The organism is Allobosea sp. TWI1241 (genome assembly GCF_039673065.1).
In the GTDB taxonomy this organism is placed as follows: domain Bacteria; phylum Pseudomonadota; class Alphaproteobacteria; order Rhizobiales; family Beijerinckiaceae; genus Allobosea.
Genome location: NZ_JBDJKW010000003.1, coordinates 228,691 through 244,953, shown reverse-complemented (window position 1 = coordinate 244,953; position 16,263 = coordinate 228,691). Strand labels below are relative to the sequence as shown.

Sequence of the window (16,263 nt, the reverse complement as noted above, 5' to 3'; positions counted from 1 at the left end):
TGGCGGCGTGTCGGCTGGCGAAAGGCTCAGCCGGTCATCCGGGCGATCTCGGCGCGCAGTTGCGGACCCAGGTCCTCGCGCTCCAGCGCATAGGCGACATTGGCGGCGAGGAAGCCGATCTTCGAGCCGGTATCGTAGATCGCGCCGTCGAAGCGCACCGCGAAGAACGGCTCCTTCTCCTGCAGGGCAATCATCGAATCGGTGAGCTGGATCTCGCCGCCGGCGCCCTTTTCCTGCCTGGCCAGCAGCTCGAAGATCGAGGGCTGCAGGATGTAGCGGCCGGAGATGTGCAGGTTGGAGGGCGCGGTGCCCTTGGCCGGTTTCTCGACCATGCCGGTGATGCGTGAGACCTTGGCCGAGGCGTCCTCGACGCCGACGATGCCGTATTGATGGGTCTGGTCGTCGGGAACGGGGGCGACGGCGATGTGGTTGCCGCCATGACGCTCATAGGCCTCGATCATCTCGGCGAGGCAGCCCTTGCCGCCATGATGGAGCATGTCGGGCAGGAGCAGGGCGAAGGGCTCGTCACCGACGATGTCGCGGGCGCACCAGACCGCGTGACCGAGGCCGAGCGGCGCCTGCTGGCGGGTGAAGGAGGTGGCGCCGGCGGCCGGCAGGTCGTGCTTCAGCGCCGCGAGCTCCTTGGCCTTGCCGCGCTTCTGCAGCGTGTCGTCGAGCTCGTAGGCCATGTCGAAATGGTCCTCGATCACCGCCTTGTTGCGGCCGGTGACGAAGACGAAGTGCTCGATGCCGGCGGCGCGCGCCTCGTCGACCACGTGCTGGACCACGGGCCGGTCAACGATGGTCAGCATCTCCTTGGGGATCGCCTTGGTGGCGGGCAGGAAGCGGGTGCCGAGGCCTGCGACCGGGAACACGGCCTTGCGGATCTTCTTGGTCATGCGCATCCATCCCGCGCGCCCTCGGCGCGCGTTATCTGGTGTTCGGAAGGGCATGGAGAACCATGCCGGCGGCGCCCCCCATCCCGCCGGCGAAGCCAAGGCTGTCCGGCGATTTTGGCGAAAGCCGGGCCAGCTCGAGCCAGGATAGCGGACAAGCCTTTCTGCAACGTCAATTCCGCAGGCGGCCCGAGGTTCCCGCAAGGGCAGCGCTCTCACGCAATCTTAGAGAATTCGGGGCTATGGAGGCAGGAGAGCGCGCGGCGAGAGCGGGCAGGGGAGAGGCGCATGGCGATTCTGGTGTCGGGCGGGGCCGGCTATATCGGCAGCCACATGGTCCTCGAACTGCTCGACCGCGGCGAGCGCGTCGTGGTGCTCGACGATCTCTCGACCGGGGCCTGGTGGGCGGTGCCGCCGCAGGCCGTTTTCGTGCAGGGCGACATGGGCGACCAGGCTCTGGTCGAGCGCGTCATCGCCGAGAACGGCGTTACGGCGATCGCGCATTTCGCCGCGCGGATCGTGGTGCCGGACTCCGTCGCCGACCCGCTCGGCTACTATCTCAACAACACGGTGAAGACGCGCGCGCTGCTGGAGAGCGCGGTGCGCGGCGGCGTCCGCCATATGATCTTCTCGTCGACGGCGGCGGTCTATGGCGAGCCGTCGGTCTCGCCGGTGCCGGAGGATCTCGCGCTGGCGCCGATCAACCCCTATGGCCGCTCCAAGCTGATGAGTGAATGGATGCTGGCCGACGTCGCCCGCGCCCATGGTCTGAGCTATGTCGCACTGCGCTATTTCAACGTCGCCGGCGCCGATCCGCGCGGGCGCTCCGGCCAGTCGTCGGCGACCGCGACCCATCTGATCAAGGTCGCCAGCCAGGCCGCGCTCGGCGAGCGGGCGGGGCTCGAGATCTTCGGCGACGATTATCCGACGCCGGACGGCACCTGCGTGCGCGACTATATCCACGTCACCGATCTCGCCCGCGCCCATCTCGCGGCGCTCGACCATCTGCGGGCGGGCGGCGAGACCCTGACGCTGAACTGCGGCTATGGCCGCGGCTATTCGGTGAAGGAGGTCGTCGAGGTGGTGAAGGCGGTCTCGGGCGTCGACTTCCCGGTGAAGCTCTCGCCGCGCCGGCCGGGCGACCCGGCCTCGCTGATCGCCGGCGCCGACCGTATCCGCGAGGTGCTGGGCTGGCGCCCGGCCCATGAGGATCTCGCCGAGATCGTCGGCCATGCGTTGGCCTGGGAAGCGCATTTGCGCAGCCGCAACGACCGCTGAGTCGGGCGCGCGCGTTCCTTTCGGGGCGAAAGTGCCGGCTGCGACCTCGGCGCACGGCGATTTGGCGTCCGATTAACCCATGGTTAACCTCGTTCGGGCGGATGTGGAGGCATCCGTTTCCAGCGACCGTGCCAGGGGATTCCGACATGCGCCGCCTCACGCTTCTCGCCGCCGCGGCTCTGATCGGGCTGGGCCCGGCCATGGCGCAGACCACAGGCTCGATCGGCCAGGCCCGGGCCCAGTCGCCGACGCCGCCAGCGCGGCCCGCGGCGACCGCCGTTCCGGCGCAGGCCGGCAGCTTCGACGGTTTCGTCCAGCGGCTCTGGCCGCTGGCCCAGGCGCGCGGCATCTCGCGCAAGACCTTCCAGCTCGCCTTCGACGGCGTCACCTCCGACCCGTCGATCATCAAGCTGACCAGGCGCCAGTCGGAATTCGTCGCGCCGATCTGGAGCTATCTCGACAATGCTGTCGGCGGCGGGCGCATCGCGCGGGGCCAGGCGATGGTCTCCGCCCATGCCGGCGTGCTGGCGCAGCTGGAGAGCCGCTACGGCGTGCCGCGCGAGATCGTGCTCGGCGTCTGGGGGATGGAGACCAATTACGGCTCCTTCACCGGCGACAAGGACGTGATCCGCTCGCTGGCGACGCTGGCGAGCATCCGCTATCGCGGCGACTTCTTCCGTGACGAGCTGCTGGTGGCGCTGGAGCTGCTCGAGAAGGGCCATGCCGGGCGGCGCGAGCTGCGCGGCTCCTGGGCCGGCGCGATGGGCCACACCCAGTTCATGCCGTCGAGCTACCTGAAATACGCGGTCGACTATACCGGCGACGGCCATGCCGACATCTGGGCCTCGACGAGCGACGCGCTGGCCTCCACCGCCAACTACCTGCGCCAGCACGGCTGGGTGCCCGGCCTGCCCTGGGGCATGGAGGTGTCGGTGCCGCAGGGCTTCGACCATCGCAGCGACCGGGCGAGCTTCGCCGCCTTCCGTGCCGCCGGCGTGCGCCGGGTCGACGGGCGGGCGCTGCCGTCCGGCGGCGAGGCGCGGCTGTTCTACCCCGCCGGCCATACCGGGCCGGCCATGCTGCTCACCGCCAATTTCGACGTGATCAAGGCCTACAACTCCTCGGATGCCTATGCCCTGGCGGTCGGCCATCTCGGCGACCGGATCATGGGCCGCCCGGCGCTGCAGGCCGCCTGGCCCAAGCAGGCGCCGCGCCTCGACAAGGCGGGCATCGTCGACGTGCAGCGGCGGCTGGCGGCGCTCGGCCTCTACTCGCACGACGCCGACGGGCGCATCGGCACCGGCACGCGCACCGCGGTGCGGGCCTACCAGCTGCGCGTCGGGCTGCTCGCCGATGGCTGGCCGACGCCGGCCCTGCTGCAGCGCATGCGCGCCCAGCGCTGACTTCCGGCCGCGGGCGCGCTATGATCGCGCCCGACCGCCTTTGAGTGTCGTGGAGGAAGGGCCGGCCCGCGATGCGTCTGCGTAGCGTCCTGACCATGCTGGCGGCCGCCCTTCTCCTGCTGGCGACGGGCGGGCCGAGTTCCTTCGCCGAGGGCGACACCTTCCTGATGCGCGACCCGACGCTGCAGAAGCCGCGCGGGCTGTTCAATTTCTCGGTGACGCCGCGGCCGCAGCGCCCGGCGCCGCGCCAGCAGCGCGCCGTGCAGCCGCGGCGCACCGCGCCGGCGGTGGTGGTGCGCGACGACCCCGTCATCCCCAAGATCGACGTCCGCCATCATATCCTCGTGGTCGGCGACACGCTGGCCGACCAGATCTCGGCCGGGCTCGACGACCTGCTGGCCGATCGCGACGACGTCGCGGTGCTGCGCCGGGCCAAGCCCGACAGCGGCTTGGTCCGCAGCGATTTCTACGACTGGCCGCGCGCCGTGACCGAGATGCTGGCGGCCGATCCGAAGATCTTCGCCGGGGTGATCCTGGTCGGCCCGAACGACCGCCAGCCGATCCGCGAGGGCGACGTCACCCACGAGCCGCTGAGCGAGGCCTGGCTTACGCTCTACCGGGCCCGCGTCGAGAGCGTGATCGCCGCCTTCGCCGCCCGCAGGGTGCCGCTGATCTGGGTCGGCACACCGCCGATGCAGAACGGCCGGCTCTCCGCCGACCTCGCCGTGCTGAACGGCGTGTTCCAGAAGAGCGTCGCGCAGGCGGGCGGACATTTCGTCGAGCTGTGGACGCCCTATCTAGACGCCGACAACCGCTACAGCGCCATGGGCCCCGACGTGGACGGGCAGATCACCCGGCTGCGCCTCGGCGACGGGGTGCATTTCACCAAGGCCGGCGCGCGCAAGGCGGCGCATTTCGTCGATCTGATCGTCCGCCGCCTGCTCGACGGCGCGCCGGGCGAGCCGCTGCTCGCCATTCCCGCCGCGCCGCCATCGGCCGCCGTCTCGCTGGCGCCGGGCACGGTCGAGCAGCTGATCGACGCCATGATGCGCGGCCATGCCGGCGACCTGACCGGGCTGCCCTCACTGCCGGCGAAGCCGCTGGCGGGGCCGATCCTGCCGTTGACGGGGGCGCCGGCCGCGGCCGAGCCGGCGCTTGTCGCGACGATCGAGCAGGCGCGCGGCGGCGGCGATGCCGCGGCGCGGCTCGACCAGGTCTTCGGCGAGGGCGTCGCGCCGGCGCCGCTGCCGGGCCGGGCCGACGATTTCCGCTGGCCGCGCCCGGAGTGAGCCCGTCGCGCCGGCGCGTTCAAGCGAGCTGGAAGCGCTCGAACCGGTGCATCGCGTCGTCGACAGCGCGGCGCAGCTGCGCCGGCGGATCCGGCTCCAGCCAGGTCCAGCGCTGGACCAGAAGCTTGCGCGCGGCCCGGTCGGTCTTGAGGTCGGCCACGGCGACGAAGCGGTCGCCGGCCAGGAGCGGCAGGCCGAAATAGCCGAAGACCCGCTTCTGCGCCGGGAGATAGGCCTCGAAGCGGTGTTCGTAGCCGAAGAAGGCGGCGAGGCGCCGGCGCTGGATCACCAGCGGGTCGAAGGGCGAGAGGATGTGGATTCGGTCGCCGTCCGGCGGGGCGCAGGCGGCCTCCAGCAGGGCAGGCGGCGCCCAGTGCGCCTGCGTCGCCGCGCCCTCCAGCGCGACGGGCACCAGCTCCCGGCGCCGGACGCGTGCGGCGATCAGCTCCGCCACCGCGGCCTTGGCGGGCGCGTCGAGATGGCAGATCGACTCCAGGCTGACGACGCCCTGGGCGCGCAGCGCCCGGTCGAGCCTGTGGGCGGTGACCTGCCGCTCGGTCGCCGGGGCGGGGCGCTTCTCCCAGCCGAAATGCCGTTCGATCAGCTCATAGGTCTTGAGCATGCCGGCGCGCGCCGAGATCACCAGCTCGCCATCGTAGAAGGCGCGTTCGAGCAGGCCCTTGGACGGCTTCTTGCTGGCCCAGAGATGCGTCTTCTCGATCAGCTCCTCGCTGTCGATGTCGCGGATGGTGAGCGCGCCTTCCCTGCGGATGCGGGCGAGCAGCTTGCGGCTGTCCTCGCGGCTGCCGACGGCGGACCAGCGCTTCGGTTCGGCGCGATGGCGCTTCATGGCCGGCAGGAGGTAGCGCAGATCGGCGGCCGGCACATAGGAGAGCGCGTGCGTCCAGTATTCCAGCACGGTCTTGTCGTGCGTCTGGGCCTGGACGAGGTGCTCGCGGCGATAATCGGGAATGCGGCTGAACAGGATGTGGTGGTGGCAGCGCTCGATCACGTTGATCGTGTCGATCTGCACATAGCCGAGATGGGCGATGGCCGCCGGCGTCGCCTGCGGGCCGGCCCCGAAGGGCGCGGCCTCGTCGAGGCGCTGGGCGCGCAGCCAGATGCGGCGCGCCTGTGCGCGGCTCAAGGGCAGGGGAGAGCGTGTGCGGGGCGGCATGGGTGACACGCTAGCCGCCCGGGCGCGCCGGCGGAACCGGCCTAGCCCGCGGCTGCTGACAGGGGATGGCGGCGGCGACGATCATCGCGATCGGGGGAGGGCGGCAGCCCTGCGGTTCAGCACGCGTCGCGCAGCGCCTGTGCCAGCAGCTCCGGGGTCAGCTCGGCGAGCGGTGCCAGCACCTTGTAGGCCCTGGTCTTGCGGCCGGGCTCCATCACCAGGATCACCGTCTCGGTGCCGGGGCAGGCCGGGTCGGCGCAGACGATCTCGTTGACCGCGACGGCGGTGTCCTCGGGCAGGGCGAGCAGGGCGCGGACCTGGCGCCGCGCCGCCTCGACGCGCTCCGCTTCGGCCGGGTCGCGGCCCTTGCGTCCGAACAGGCCGAGGCGCATGCGGCTCAACTCGCCGGCAGGGTCAGCACGCCGGCCTGGCCGTCTTCCGTGCCGAAGGCGAGGTGCTTGCCGCCCTTGTCCCAGGCGAAGGCGGTGATGCCGCTGCCGCGCTGTGCCGCGCGCACCAGCAGCTCGGAGGCGTCGGTCAGGCGGATCAGCAGGACGCAGCCATCGTCATAGCCGGCGGCCAGCACCAGCGCGCCGGGATGGAAGGCGACGCGGGTGACGCGGGCATGGCGGACGCCGCATTCGCGCGGGGCCTTGCCGGTCGGCCCGTCGCCCTGGAAGGGCCAGACGATGGCGGCGTCGGCACCGGAGGAGGCGAGCCAGAGCCCGTCATGCGACCAGGACAGCGAGCGCGGCTTGGCCGGGTAGCCGGTCATGCGCATATGCGAGGGCTTCTCGCCGAGGCGCCAGCCATGCAGCGCGTTCTCCTGCATGGAGGAGACCACGAAGCGTCCGTCCGGCGACCAGACGACGTCGAGATGCGAGCCCTTCCACTCGAGCTGCTCGGGCGCGGCCTCGGTGTTGGGATACCAGAGCGCGACGCCGTTGGTCTGGGCGATGGCGAGCCGGTAGCCCTTGGGGGCGAAGACCAGTCCCTGCGGCGTCGAGACGACGTCGAGGCTGCGCAGCCGGCCCTTGTCGTCGCGGGCGCTGACGCTGCGGCCGGCGTTCCAGGCCAGGCTGCCGGACGCCGAGATCGCCACCGCGTCGATCCAGCGGCGCTTGGCGTCGCGGGCGATCTCGACCGGCTCGCCCTCGGCGCGGGTCTCGACGACGCGGCCGTCGTCGCCGCCGCTGACCAGGCGCTCGCGGTCGGCCGTGGCGCAGAGCAGGCCGCCGCCATGGGCTTCGACCGTGTCGCTCGCGCCGTCGCGCCAGCGCAGGATACGGCCGTCCGAGAGGGCGAGCAGCAGGGTCTGCTTCAGCCAGAAGGCACCGACGACATGCTCGCCGGCTTCGACGGGGACGACGTGCTCGCGCAGCGAGACGGGCTTGGTGATCGTGCTCATGGCGCGTCCATAGCAAACAAGGCGGCCGCCTGCGAAGGGCGATCATGCACGGCGGCCATGATGGTAGCCGTGACGATCGCTCCGGGCTGGCGCCGGCGGGCCGGTTCCCCGGCGCGCGGTCTTGCTCTACTGGAACGGCCATGGACGGCACGCGGCAAGACGGGGGAGGCGGGGGCACTGTCGAGGTGCTGATCCCGCTCGGGCTGGACCAGGCCTACAGCTACAAGGTCCCGCCGGGGCTGACGCTCGCGCCCGGCGACGTGGTTCTCGTTCCCTTCGGGCCGCGCGAGACGGCCGGCGTGGTCTGGGAGACCGGTGCCGGCAGCGGCGGCAATCTCAAGGCGGTCGCCGCCCGGCTCGACATGCCGCCGCTCGACCCGGCGCTGCGCCAGCTGGTCGACTGGGTGGCGTGGTACACGCTGGCGCCCAAGGGCTCAGTGCTGGCGCTGGCGCTGCGCCGCCCGCCGGAGGACAAGCCGGAGCGGCCGAAGCTTGGCATCCGGCTCGCCGGGCCGCCCCCGGCACGCATGACGCCGGCCCGTGCCCGCGCCATCGCCGCGGCGGAGGGCGGGCTGCTGATCGGCAAGAGCGCGCTGGCTGAAGCGGCTTCGGTCAGCGCGGCGGTGATCGATTCGCTGATCGATGCCGGCACCTTCTCGGTCGAGGCCCTGCCGCAGGAGGCGGTGGCGGCGAGGCCCGATCCCGAGCACCAGCAGCCGGCGCTCTCGCCGGACCAGCGCGCGGTGGCCGACGCGCTGACCGGGATGGTGCGCGAGCGCGCCTGGCAGGTGGCGCTGCTGGAGGGCGTCACCGGCTCCGGCAAGACCGAGGTCTATTTCGAGGCGGTGGCGGAGGCGGTGCGCCTCGGCCGGCAGAGCCTGATCCTGATGCCGGAGATCGCGCTGACGGCGCAGTTCCTCGACCGGTTCGAGGCGCGCTTCGGCGTGCGGCCCGGGCTGTGGCATTCCGGGGTGAGCGGCCGGCGGCGCGAGCGATTGCAGGCGGCGATCGCCCGCGGCGAGGCGCTGGTGGTGGCCGGTGCGCGCTCGGCGCTGTTCCTGCCCTATGCCGATCTCGGCCTGATCATCGTCGATGAGGAGCACGAATCCGCCTACAAGCAGGAGGATGGCGTCACGTACCACGCCCGCGACATGGCCGTCGTGCGCGGGCGCATCGAGAACGCGCCGGTGGTGCTGGCCTCCGCGACACCCTCGCTGGAGACCCGCGTCAACGCCGAGCGCGGGCGTTACCGCCATCTCAAGCTGCCCGAGCGCTATGGCGGGCGCAGCCTGCCGCAGCTCGGCCTGGTCGATTTGCGCCGCGACAAGCCGGAGCGCGGGCGCTGGATCTCCGCGGCGCTGGCCAGGGCGGTGGCGGCCAATCTCGAGGCGGGCGAGCAGTCGCTGCTCTTCCTCAACCGCCGCGGCTATGCGCCGCTGACGCTGTGCCGCGACTGCGGCCACCGCTTCCAGTGCCCCAACTGCTCGGCCTGGCTGGTCGACCATCGCTTCCGGCGCGCGCTGGTCTGCCATCATTGCGGGCATGTCGAACGCCGGCCGCACGAATGCCCCGCCTGCCACAAGCCCGAGAGCCTGGCGGCCTGCGGCCCCGGCGTCGAGCGGCTGGCGGAGGAGGTGGCGACGCTGTTTCCACAGGCGCGCGGCATCGTCCTGTCCAGCGATTTTCCCGGCGGCACGGAGCGCCTCAAGACCGAGCTGATGGCGGTGGCGAACGGCGAATTCGACATCGTCATCGGCACACAGCTCGTGGCCAAGGGGCACAATTTCCCGGGCATGACGCTGGTCGGCGTGGTCGATGCCGATCTCGGCCTGACATCCGGCGATCCGCGCGCCGCCGAGCGCACCTTCCAGGCGCTGCGGCAGGTCACCGGCCGGGCCGGGCGCGGCGAGAAGCCGGGGCGCGCCCTGCTCCAGACGCACGACCCGTCCCACCCGGTGCTGCAGGCGCTGATCTCGGGCGATCCCGAGCGCTTCTATGCGGCCGAGACTGCGGCGCGCGAGGCGGCGGGCCTGCCGCCCTTCGGCCGGCTGGCGGCGCTGATCGTCTCGGCGACGGGGCAGGCGGAGGCCGAGGCGCATGCGCGGGCGCTGGCGCGTTGCGCCGAGGCGCCGGCGGGCGTCGCGGTGCTCGGCCCGGCCGAGGCGCCGCTCGCCATCCTGCGCGGCCGCCACCGGATGCGGCTGATCGTGGGCACCGGGCGCGAGATCAATCTCCAGGCGTATCTCAGGGCCTGGCTGGCGCGGGCGCCGCGCCCCAAGGGCTCGGTGAGGGTGGCGGTGGACGTCGATCCACAGAGCTTTCTCTAGGGCCCGCGCTGCCGCTGCGCGAGCGCCCGGCGCAGGCAGGCGCCGCTCCTGCTTCCTTCGACCGCATCCAAAGCATGGCGAGGGGCTTACGCTCGGGTTGCGCCCCCCAAATCCGCATGTTAGTGCACCGCCGCATCCAAGCGCGCTCCGCCCTGGAAGGGCCGACCCGTGCTTGATCGTCGCAGCGCCGGGATCATGCACTCCGCCTTCGTCAGAAGGGGCCGGGGTGGTCCCTTGAAAGAAGAGAGCGAGAGCGTGGCCGAGGGCGGATCGCAGGACCAATCCCCTGTCTCGGGCGTCGCCGGGCGCTATGCCACGGCACTGTTCGAGCTTGCCAGCGAATCCGGGGCGGTCGATGCCGTCTCCGCTGATCTCGCGACCTTCGATGCGATGATCGCCGAGAGCGCCGATCTGCAGCGTCTCGTCGGCAGCCCCGCCTTCACGGCGCAGGAGCAGGTCTCCGCCGTGACCGCGCTCACCGCCAAGGCCGGCATCACCGGCCTCGCCGCCAATTTCATCGGCCTCGTCGCCAGCAAGCGCCGCCTGTTCGCGCTGCCGGGGATGATCCGCGCCTATCGCGCCCGGGTCGCCGAGGCCAAGGGTATCGTCAGCGCGCAGGTCACGCTGGCCGAGGAGCCCTCCGCCGCCCAGCTCAAGGACATCGCCGCGACCCTCAAGCAGGTCGCCGGCAAGGATGTCGACGTCTCGGTCAAGGTCGACCCGGCCATCATCGGCGGTCTCGTCGTGAAGATGGGGTCCCGCATGGTCGACGCGTCCCTGAAAACCAAGCTCAATTCAATTCGTCTCGCCATGAAAGAGGTCGGCTGATGGACATCCGCGCCGCTGAAATCTCCGCTATCCTGAAGTCCCAGATCTCCAATTTCGGCTCGGAAGCGTCGGTCACCGAGGTCGGCCAGGTCCTGTCGGTCGGTGACGGCATCGCCCGCGTCTACGGCCTCGACAAGGTCCAGGCCGGCGAGATGGTCGAGTTCGAATCCGGCGTCCGCGGCATGGCGCTCAACCTCGAGAGCGACAATGTCGGCGTCGTGATCTTCGGCTCCGACCGCGAGATCAAGGAAGGCCAGACCGTCAAGCGCACCGGCGCCATCGTCGACGTGCCGGTCGGCAAGGAGCTGCTCGGCCGCGTCGTCGACGCGCTCGGCAACCCGATCGATGGCAAGGGCCCGATCAAGACCACCCAGCGCGCCCGCGTCGACGTCAAGGCGCCCGGCATCATCCCGCGCAAGTCGGTGCACGAGCCGATGGCGACCGGCCTCAAGGCGATCGACGCCCTGATCCCGATCGGCCGCGGCCAGCGCGAGCTGATCATCGGCGACCGCCAGACCGGGAAGACCGCCGTGGCGCTCGACACGATCCTGAACCAGAAGTCGCTGAACGGCGAAGGCGCCCCGGAGAGCCAGAAGCTCTACTGCGTCTACGTCGCCGTCGGCCAGAAGCGCTCGACCGTCGCCCAGTTCGTGAAGGTGCTCGAGGAGCGCGGCGCGCTGGAGTACTCGATCGTCGTGGCGGCCACCGCCTCGGACGCCGCCCCGATGCAGTTCCTGGCGCCCTTCGCCGGCTGCGCCATGGGCGAGTTCTTCCGCGACAACGGCATGCACGCCGTGATCATCTATGACGACCTGTCGAAGCAGGCCGTCGCCTATCGCCAGATGTCGCTGCTGCTGCGCCGCCCGCCGGGCCGCGAGGCCTATCCGGGCGACGTGTTCTATCTCCATTCCCGCCTGCTCGAGCGCGCGGCGAAGATGGGCGAGGCCGCCGGTCTCGGCTCGCTGACGGCGCTGCCGGTCATCGAAACCCAGGCGAACGACGTCTCGGCCTACATCCCGACCAACGTGATCTCGATCACCGACGGCCAGATCTTCCTTGAGACCGACCTGTTCTACCAGGGTATTCGCCCGGCTGTGAACGTCGGCCTCTCGGTGTCGCGCGTCGGCTCCTCGGCGCAGACCAAGGCGACCAAGAAGGTCGCGGGCAAGATCAAGGGCGAGCTCGCGCAGTACCGCGAGATGGCCGCCTTCGCCCAGTTCGGCTCGGACCTCGACGCGGTGACCCAGCGCCTGCTGAACCGCGGCGCCCGCCTGACCGAGCTGCTGAAGCAGGCGCAGTTCTCGCCGCTGAAGATGGAAGAGCAGGTCGTGGTGATCTATGCCGGCGTGAACGGCTATCTCGACGCGCTGCCGGTCGCCAAGGTGCGCGAGTTCGAGGAGGGCCTGCTCTCCCTCGTCCGCACGAAGCATGCCGACCTCCTCAACGAGATCGGTTCGACGAAGGATCTTTCGGACGCGAATGCCGCGAAGCTGAAGGAGATCGTCGAGGGCTTCACCAAGTCGTTCGCCTGATCGGCGCTCCGCCAGGGCCGGGCCTCGTGCCCGGCCTGACGGAACGAGGTTGAAGACGCGGATGCTCCGGGACGACCCGGGCGACGGAGTGAGAGCAAGGCATGCCCTCCCTTAAGGATCTCAGAAACCGCATCGCCTCGTTCAAGGCGACGCAGAAGATCACCAAGGCCATGCAGATGGTCTCGGCCGCGAAGCTGCGCCGCGCGCAGACCGCCGCCGAAGCGGCCCGCCCCTATGCCGAGCGCATGGAGACGGTGCTGGCCAATCTGGCGTCCGGCGTCAGCGGCAGCAGCGCGCCGCGCCTGATCGCCGGCACGGGCTCCGACAAGGTGCATCTGCTGGTGGTCTGCACCGCGGAGCGCGGCCTGTGCGGCGCGTTCAACTCGTCGATCTCGCGCCTCGCGCGCGAGAAGGCGGTCGCGCTCAAGGCCGAGGGCAAGACGGTCAAGATCATCTGCGTCGGCAAGAAGGGCTACGACGCCCTGAAGCGGCAGTTCGAGAAGGACATCATCGAGGTCGTCGACCTGCGCGAGTTCAAGCAGATCGGCTTCGTCAACGCCGAGGCGATCGCCCAGAACGTGCTGGCCCGCTTCGCCGCCGGCGAGTTCGACGTCGCCACGATCTTCTTCTCCAAGTTCAAGTCGGTCATCTCCCAGATCCCGACCGCGCAGCGCATCATTCCCGCCGAGATCCCGGCCGGGACGTCGACCAGCGACGCGGTCTACGACTACGAGCCGGACGAGGGCGAGATCCTCGAGACGCTGCTGCCGCGCAACCTGACCGTCCAGGTCCTGCGGGCGCTGCTCGAGAACGCCGCCTCCGAGCAGGGCGCGCGCATGTCCGCCATGGACTCCGCCACGCGCAATGCCGGCGAGATGATCAAGAAGCAGACCCAGATCTACAACCGCTCCCGCCAGGCGATGATCACGAAGGAACTGATCGAGATCATCTCGGGCGCCGAAGCGCTCTAACCGACTAGACTCAAGGCCGGCGTGCCGGCCATTCCGACACGCTGAACGCGAATTTTCGAGGTTCGAACCATGGCCAAAGCCGCAACCAAGACCAAGACCGCCGACAAGCCCGCCAACACCGGCACCGGCCGCGTCGCGCAGGTCATCGGCGCCGTCGTCGACGTGCAGTTCGACGGCGAGCTGCCGGAGATCCTGAACGCGCTCGAGACTGACAACCTCGGCAACCGCCTGGTTCTCGAGGTCGCCCAGCATCTCGGCGAGAACACCGTGCGCACCATCGCCATGGACTCCACCGAAGGTCTGGTCCGCGGCCAGGCGGTGACCGACACCGGCGCCCCGATCTCCGTGCCGGTCGGCGACGAGTGCCTCGGCCGCATCATGAACGTCATCGGCGAGCCGGTGGACGAGCTCGGCCCGATCGGCGCCCCGACCACCCGCGGCATCCACCAGCCGGCCCCGAGCTACTCCGAGCAGTCGACCGAGGCGCAGATCCTCGTCACCGGCATCAAGGTCGTCGACCTGCTGGCGCCCTACTCCAGGGGCGGCAAGATCGGCCTGTTCGGCGGCGCCGGCGTCGGCAAGACCGTGCTCATCATGGAGCTGATCAACAACGTCGCGAAGGCCCATGGCGGCTACTCGGTGTTCGCCGGCGTCGGCGAGCGTACCCGCGAGGGTAACGATCTCTATCACGAGATGATCGAGTCGAACGTCAACAAGGACCCGAAGGCGAACGGTGGTTCGGCCGCCGGCTCCAAGTGCGCCCTGGTCTACGGCCAGATGAACGAGCCCCCGGGCGCCCGCGCCCGCGTCGCGCTGACCGGCCTGACCGTCGCCGAGCACTTCCGCGACCAGGGCCAGGACGTGCTGTTCTTCGTCGACAACATCTTCCGCTTCACCCAGGCGGGTTCGGAAGTGTCGGCGCTGCTCGGCCGCATCCCCTCGGCGGTGGGCTATCAGCCGACGCTCGCCACCGACATGGGCATGCTGCAGGAGCGCATCACCACCACCACCAAGGGCTCGATCACCTCGGTGCAGGCGATCTACGTGCCCGCCGACGACCTGACCGACCCGGCCCCGGCCACCTCCTTCGCCCACCTCGACGCTACGACCGTGCTCTCGCGCTCGATCGCGGAAAAGGGCATCTACCCGGCGGTCGACCCGCTCGACTCGACCTCGCGCATGCTGTCGCCGGCCATCGTCGGCGAGGAGCACTACGCGGTGGCCCGCCAGGTCCAGCAGATCCTCCAGCGCTACAAGGCCCTGCAGGACATCATCGCGATCCTGGGCATGGACGAGCTCTCGGAAGAGGACAAGACGGCGGTCGCCCGCGCGCGCAAGATCGAGCGCTTCCTGTCGCAGCCCTTCCACGTCGCCGAGGTCTTCACCGGCTCGCCCGGCAAGCTGGTCTCGCTCGAGGACACGATCAAGAGCTTCAAGGGCCTGGTCGAGGGCAAGTACGATCACCTGCCGGAAGCCGCCTTCTACATGGTCGGCTCCATTGACGAGGCGATCGAGAAGGCCCAGCGCCTGGCCGCCGAGGCCGCGTGACGCCCTGAGTGTCGCCCGGGCCGGTCGATCCGGCCGGGCGATGCCCCGCTGCTTCGTCCCGGGCTTCGGCCCCGGACGCTGCGGACGGGACGGAACTGGTTCCGTGACGGCCGGGCCCAGCCCGGCCCCGACGAACCCGGAGAGAGTTTACGATGGCCACCTTCAAGTTCGAACTCGTCTCGCCGGAACGCATCCTGTTCTCGGGTGAGGCCACCAGCGTCATCGTTCCCTCCGTCGAGGGCGAGATGACCGTGCTGGCCGGCCATGCGCCGCTGGTCGCGACGCTGAAGGCCGGTGTCGTTCTGGTCCAGACCTCGGACAGCAACGGCAAGGAATTCTTCGTCAATGGCGGCCTGATCGAGATCAACCAGGTCTCGGCGACGATCCTGGCCGAGCAGGCCCGCTTCATCGAGGACGTCGACGCCGCCGTGCTCGACGCCGAGATCCTCGCCGTCGAGACCCGCCTGGCCGCGACCACCGACGAGACCGTGAAGAAGCGCCTGCAGGAAATCCTCGTGCAGCTGCGCGAGTTCAAGCATGTGTTCGAGGGCCGCAAGGCCGCCTGAACCGGACGCATCCGAGCAGACTGAAACGACAAGGCCGGGAGCGTGCTCCCGGCCTTTCGTGTTTGACGGCGCCGCTCAGCCGGCGATCGCCTCGGCGATGGCGATGGTCCGGCGAGCCATCTCGGCGTGCAGCAGCTCCACCATCCGGCCGTCGAGCTGGATCGCGCCCTTGCCGGCGTTCTCGGGCAGGGCGAAGGCGGCGACGATCGCGCGGGCGCGCGTCAGCTCCTCCTCGTCGGGGGCGAACACCGCATTGGCGGTGGCGACCTGGCCGGGATGGATCAGCGTCTTGCCGTCGAAGCCGAGATCGCGGGCCTGCTCGCATTCGGCGCGTAAGCCGGCCTCGTCCTTCAGCGCGTTGTAGACGCCGTCGATCACGTCGACGCCATGGGCGCGCCCGGCGAGCAAAGCGGTCGTGAGCCAGGACAGCATCGGGGCGCGACCGGGCACGAAGCGGGCGCGCGTCTCCTTGGCGAGGTCGTTGGTGCCGAGCACCAGGCAGTCGAGCCGCGTGGCGGGATCGCGGGCGGCGCGCGCGATGCGCTCGCAGTCGAGGATGGCGAGCGGCGTCTCGATCATCGCCCAGATGCGGGTGCGCTCGGCCGCCCACAAGCCGGTGAGGCGCTGGCCGACATCGACGAGCGTCTCGGGCGAGGACACTTTCGGGAGCAGGATGGCGTCGGGCGCCGCCTCGGCCGCGGCGGCGAGATCGGCCTCGAACCAGGGCGTCTCGGGGGCGTTGACGCGAATCACCAGCTCGCGCCGGCCATAGCCGCCGCCCTTGACCGCGGCGCAGACCTGGGCGCGCGCCGCTTCCTTGGCCTCTGGCGCCACGGCATCCTCGAGATCGAGGATCAGCGCGTCGGCAGCGATCTCCCTGGCCTTTTCCAGCGCGCGGGCGTTCGAGCCGGGCATGTAGAGGATGCTGCGCCGCGGGCGGATATCGGTCATGGTCGGTCTCCGGAAGCCGTCTCTCGTGCTGCAATGCACACCAGACGGGCTGGCGATGCAATGCCGGGCGGGGCAGGGGGGACGGGCCG

14 protein-coding genes are annotated in these 16,263 nt (G+C 70.5%); 9 read left to right on the top strand and 5 right to left on the bottom strand.

The genetic code is table 11. The annotated features are described in order from the left end of the window. Nucleotides 1-26 precede the first annotated feature (26 nt). Nucleotides 27-899, bottom strand: coding sequence for a UTP--glucose-1-phosphate uridylyltransferase GalU (gene galU, locus ABE438_RS06360; RefSeq protein WP_346501697.1), 873 nt, complete (start codon nucleotides 897-899; stop codon nucleotides 27-29). A 285-nt stretch (nucleotides 900-1,184) separates the two neighbouring features. Here galU and galE point away from each other — a divergent pair, with 285 nt between their 5' ends. From galE to ABE438_RS06345, 3 genes are all read left to right on the top strand, one after another. Beyond that, nucleotides 1,185-2,174, top strand: a complete 990-nt coding sequence (galE, locus tag ABE438_RS06355; RefSeq protein WP_346501696.1) for a UDP-glucose 4-epimerase GalE — start codon at nucleotides 1,185-1,187, stop codon at nucleotides 2,172-2,174. A gap of 146 nt (nucleotides 2,175-2,320) precedes the next feature. Beyond that, nucleotides 2,321-3,577, top strand: a complete 1,257-nt coding sequence (locus tag ABE438_RS06350) for a lytic murein transglycosylase (RefSeq protein ID WP_346501695.1) — start codon at nucleotides 2,321-2,323, stop codon at nucleotides 3,575-3,577. Nucleotides 3,578-3,648: 71 nt separating this feature from the next. After that, nucleotides 3,649-4,866 (top strand): SGNH/GDSL hydrolase family protein, encoded by a 1,218-nt coding sequence (locus ABE438_RS06345; RefSeq protein WP_346501694.1) that lies wholly within the window; start codon nucleotides 3,649-3,651, stop codon nucleotides 4,864-4,866. Nucleotides 4,867-4,885: 19 nt separating this feature from the next. On the opposite strand, the gene ABE438_RS06340 is transcribed toward ABE438_RS06345, so the two are convergent. The 3 genes from ABE438_RS06340 to ABE438_RS06330 form a co-directional block, all read right to left on the bottom strand. Further along, on the bottom strand, nucleotides 4,886-6,043 hold the full coding sequence (locus ABE438_RS06340) for a winged helix-turn-helix domain-containing protein (protein WP_346501693.1): 1,158 nt from the start codon (nucleotides 6,041-6,043) through the stop codon (nucleotides 4,886-4,888). A gap of 116 nt (nucleotides 6,044-6,159) precedes the next feature. Then, entirely contained in the window at nucleotides 6,160-6,435 is a 276-nt protein-coding gene (locus tag ABE438_RS06335; protein ID WP_346501692.1) for a hypothetical protein, read from the bottom strand. 5 nt (nucleotides 6,436-6,440) lie between these two features. Beyond that, nucleotides 6,441-7,451 carry a WD40 repeat domain-containing protein gene (locus tag ABE438_RS06330; protein ID WP_346501691.1) on the bottom strand — a complete coding sequence of 337 codons (1,011 nt, stop codon included), beginning with the start codon at nucleotides 7,449-7,451 and terminating at the stop codon, nucleotides 6,441-6,443. 140 nt (nucleotides 7,452-7,591) lie between these two features. On the opposite strand from ABE438_RS06330, the gene ABE438_RS06325 reads away from it, so the two are divergent. From ABE438_RS06325 to ABE438_RS06300, 6 genes are all read left to right on the top strand, one after another. Beyond that, on the top strand, nucleotides 7,592-9,778 hold the full coding sequence (locus ABE438_RS06325; RefSeq protein WP_346501690.1) for a primosomal protein N': 2,187 nt from the start codon (nucleotides 7,592-7,594) through the stop codon (nucleotides 9,776-9,778). A 255-nt stretch (nucleotides 9,779-10,033) separates the two neighbouring features. Next, nucleotides 10,034-10,606 carry a F0F1 ATP synthase subunit delta gene (locus ABE438_RS06320; RefSeq protein WP_346501689.1) on the top strand — a complete coding sequence of 191 codons (573 nt, stop codon included), beginning with the start codon at nucleotides 10,034-10,036 and terminating at the stop codon, nucleotides 10,604-10,606. Continuing rightward, the gene (gene atpA, locus ABE438_RS06315) at nucleotides 10,606-12,138 is read left to right on the top strand and encodes a F0F1 ATP synthase subunit alpha (RefSeq protein ID WP_346501688.1); all 1,533 of its coding nucleotides are present in this window, start codon (nucleotides 10,606-10,608) and stop codon (nucleotides 12,136-12,138) included. The genes ABE438_RS06320 and atpA overlap by 1 nt, the downstream gene beginning before the upstream one ends. Before the next feature lie 101 nt (nucleotides 12,139-12,239). Next, on the top strand, nucleotides 12,240-13,109 hold the full coding sequence (locus ABE438_RS06310; RefSeq protein WP_346501687.1) for a F0F1 ATP synthase subunit gamma: 870 nt from the start codon (nucleotides 12,240-12,242) through the stop codon (nucleotides 13,107-13,109). 69 nt (nucleotides 13,110-13,178) lie between these two features. After that, nucleotides 13,179-14,657, top strand: a complete 1,479-nt coding sequence (atpD, locus tag ABE438_RS06305) for a F0F1 ATP synthase subunit beta (protein ID WP_346501686.1) — start codon at nucleotides 13,179-13,181, stop codon at nucleotides 14,655-14,657. A gap of 152 nt (nucleotides 14,658-14,809) precedes the next feature. Further along, nucleotides 14,810-15,223, top strand: a complete 414-nt coding sequence (locus ABE438_RS06300) for a F0F1 ATP synthase subunit epsilon (RefSeq protein WP_346501685.1) — start codon at nucleotides 14,810-14,812, stop codon at nucleotides 15,221-15,223. A 75-nt stretch (nucleotides 15,224-15,298) separates the two neighbouring features. Here ABE438_RS06300 and ABE438_RS06295 read toward each other — a convergent pair whose 3' ends face one another. Further along, nucleotides 15,299-16,174, bottom strand: a complete 876-nt coding sequence (locus tag ABE438_RS06295) for an HpcH/HpaI aldolase/citrate lyase family protein (protein ID WP_346501684.1) — start codon at nucleotides 16,172-16,174, stop codon at nucleotides 15,299-15,301. Nucleotides 16,175-16,263 lie beyond the last annotated feature (89 nt).